We start from the raw sequence: 2,919 nt of genomic DNA, 5'->3' as shown, positions 1-2,919 counted from the left end.
GGTGTGGCGCAGGTAGTTGACCAGGCCCTGGTGGTGGACGAGGACGCCCTTGGGGCGGCCGGTGGAGCCGGAGGTGTAGATCGCGTACGCCAGGTGCTGCCCGTCCACGGCACGCTGCGGCGTGGTGGACGGATGCTGCTGGATGGCGAGGTGATCGGTGTCCAGGACGACAAGGGTGCCGTCGTACTGGGCACGGACGGTGTCGGCCAGGCCGGTCGAGGTGACGATGACCGGGGTGGCGGTGTCGGCCAGGACGTAGGCGAGGCGGTCGGCGGGCCAGGACGGGTCCAGCGGCAGATAGGCCGCGCCGGCCTTCCACACGCCCAGCAGGGTCGGCACCAGATCGACGCCACGCTCCAGGCAGACACCGACCAGGACATCCGGGCCCGCACCCAGCGTCACCAGGTGGTGCGCGATGCGGTTAGCCCGCTCGTCCACCTCGGCGTAGCTGAGGTGGGTGCCGTCGACGATGACGGCGACGGCGTCCGGCGTGGCCTGAGTCTGGGCCTCGAACAGGTCGACGGTCAGACCCGCCGGCCACTCGACCGCGCCCCCCGCAGCCCAGTCGGTCAGCTCCGCACGCTCCGCCTCCGGAAGGAACGCGGCCCGGGCGTCCCCGTCCGGGTCCGCGGCCATCGCCTCCAGCACCAGCCGGTAGCGCTCACCGAGCAGGGCGAGCCGCTCCCGGTCGACGGCCGTGCTGGTGCCGGACAGCGTCAGATGGTCGCGGCGGGCCAGCACATTGAGCGCGAACTCGTTGATGCCATCGCCCATCGAGCCGTCGACATCGACGGAGTTCTCGTCGACGACGTGGAAGTCCAGGTACTCGAAGAGGATCGAGACCAGGTCGCCGGAGCCACCGGCGGCGCGCTGGATGGCGGGCAGCGGGTAGCGGCGGTGGGACCAGATCGCGGTCTCCGTCGCGTAGGTCTCCTCGACCAGCTCACGCCAGGTCTTCGGGCCCCGACTGGCCGGGAAGGGGAGGGTGTTGAGGTGCATGCCCAGTACACGGTCGGCGCCCGGGGCCTCCAGACGACCGTGGTAGACCACCCCGGTGTGGAAGGCCGCATCCGCGGTGAGCGAGCCCATGACCTTGAGGTGGGCGGCCAGCAGCACGCTCTTGAGGGAGGTCCTCGCCTCGGCGGCCAGCCTGCGCAGCCCGTCCTCCAGATCGCCGTAGCGGACGATCCGGCCGACCGGCGTGCCCGGCGTGCTCGGGTCGGCCCAGGCGGCGGGGAGCGCGAGGGGGCTGTGCTCGTCGACGGTCCGCTGCCAGAAGGCCTGGTCGGCCGGGTCGGCCAGGGCGCTCTGTTCGGCGGCGATGTAGTCGGCGTAGCGGACGGCGGGTGCCACAAAGGCTGCCGGTTCGCGGCCGTCGCGCAGGGCCTGGTAGGCGTCCAGGAGCTCCATGAGGAGGGAGTTGAGCGTCCAGCCGTCGGTGACGGTGTGGCTGTGGCTGGTGGTGACCCGCCAGGCCTGGTCGGACTCGATGTGCACGGCGATCCGCAGCAGCGGAGCGGCGGCCAGGTCGAAGCCCGCCGTGCGCTCCTGCTCGACGTAGGCGGCCGTACGCTCCGCCACCTCGGCCTCGGTCAGGCCGCGCAGGTCGTGGACGGTGACCGGTATTTCGGCGGTGGCGTGGACGAGTTGGAGGGGCTGGGAGTAGTCCGCGAGGTGCAGTGAGGTGCGCAGGATCTCGTGGCGGTCGGCGACGAGGTCGAGCGCACTGCGCATGGCGGTGGCGTCGAAGGGGTGGGCGTCGGGGATCCGGAAGGAGTTGAGGTTGTGGTAGAGCCCGCGATCACCCGAGGCCGTCAGCTCGACGAGCATGCCGGTCTGGATCTGCGAGAGCGGGTAGGCGTCGACCACGTCGGCCGGCAGGGCGTTGCGGTCGTCCTCGCCGATCAGCTCGAACGGCCGGACGGCGCTGATCAGCGACTCGCCCGTGCCGACGCCCGGGAGGACGGTGGCCATAGCGGCGATGGTGCGCTGCTCGAAGACGTCCGGGATGGTGATGTCGTAGCCGGCCTCGCGGAGGGCGCCGACCAGGCGGACGGCTCGGATGGAGTCGCCGCCGAGGTCGAAGAAGCTGTCCTCGACGCCGACCTGGGTCAGGCCGAGGACCTCGGCCCAGACTGCGGCGAGACGCTCCTCCAGCGGAGTGCGCGGCGCGGTGTAGCCACTCGTGGTGAACGCGTCCAGGTCGGGGGAGGGCAGGGCGCGGGTGTCGACCTTGCCGCTGTTGCTGAGGGGGACGGTGTCGATGGTGACGAACGCGGCCGGGACCATGTACTCCGGCAGCGTGCCGGCGAGTTCGCGGCGTACGGCGGTGAGGTCCGGCGTGCCGCCGTCCTCGGTCACCAGGTAGGCGACGAGGGCTTCGTCGCGGACCACGACCACGGCTCGGCGGATCTGCTCCAGCCCGCCGAGAACGGTTTCGATCTCGCCGAGTTCGATGCGGTAGCCGCGGATCTTGACCTGGCTGTCGATGCGGCCCAGGCACTCCAGCGTCCCGTCCGGCAGGAACCGGGCCAGGTCACCGGTCGCGTACAGCCGCGAACCGGCCGGGCCGTACGGGTTGGGGAGGAACTTCTCGGCGGTCAGGTCGGGACGGCCCAGGTAGCCGCGCGCGACGCCGTGACCGTCGATGAACAGCTGACCGGTCACCCCAGCCGGGAGCAAGCCGAGCCGCCCGTCCAGCACGTACAGGCCGGTGTTGGCCAGCGGACGGCCGATGCTCACCGCATCCGCCCCGGCCGGGACCTCCCAGAAGCTCGACCAGATGGTCGTCTCCGTCGGCCCGTACACGTTCACCACCCGCCGGGTGGCGGCCGTCAGCTCCCCGGCCAGCTGGACGGGCAGCGACTCACCACCGACCAGAGCCGTCACCGTACGGTCCTCGAAGCCGGCCTCCAGCAG

General features: G+C 71.6%; 1 protein-coding gene. It reads right to left on the bottom strand.

The window, feature by feature from the left end; genetic code table 11:
- A partial coding sequence (locus ACWEQL_RS41930; protein ID WP_452156802.1) for an AMP-binding protein occupies nt 1–2,919 on the bottom strand: 2,919 nt, incomplete at both ends.

It is taken from the genome of Kitasatospora sp. NPDC004240, assembly GCF_053603215.1.
This window is presented reverse-complemented; position numbering and strand designations above follow the sequence as displayed.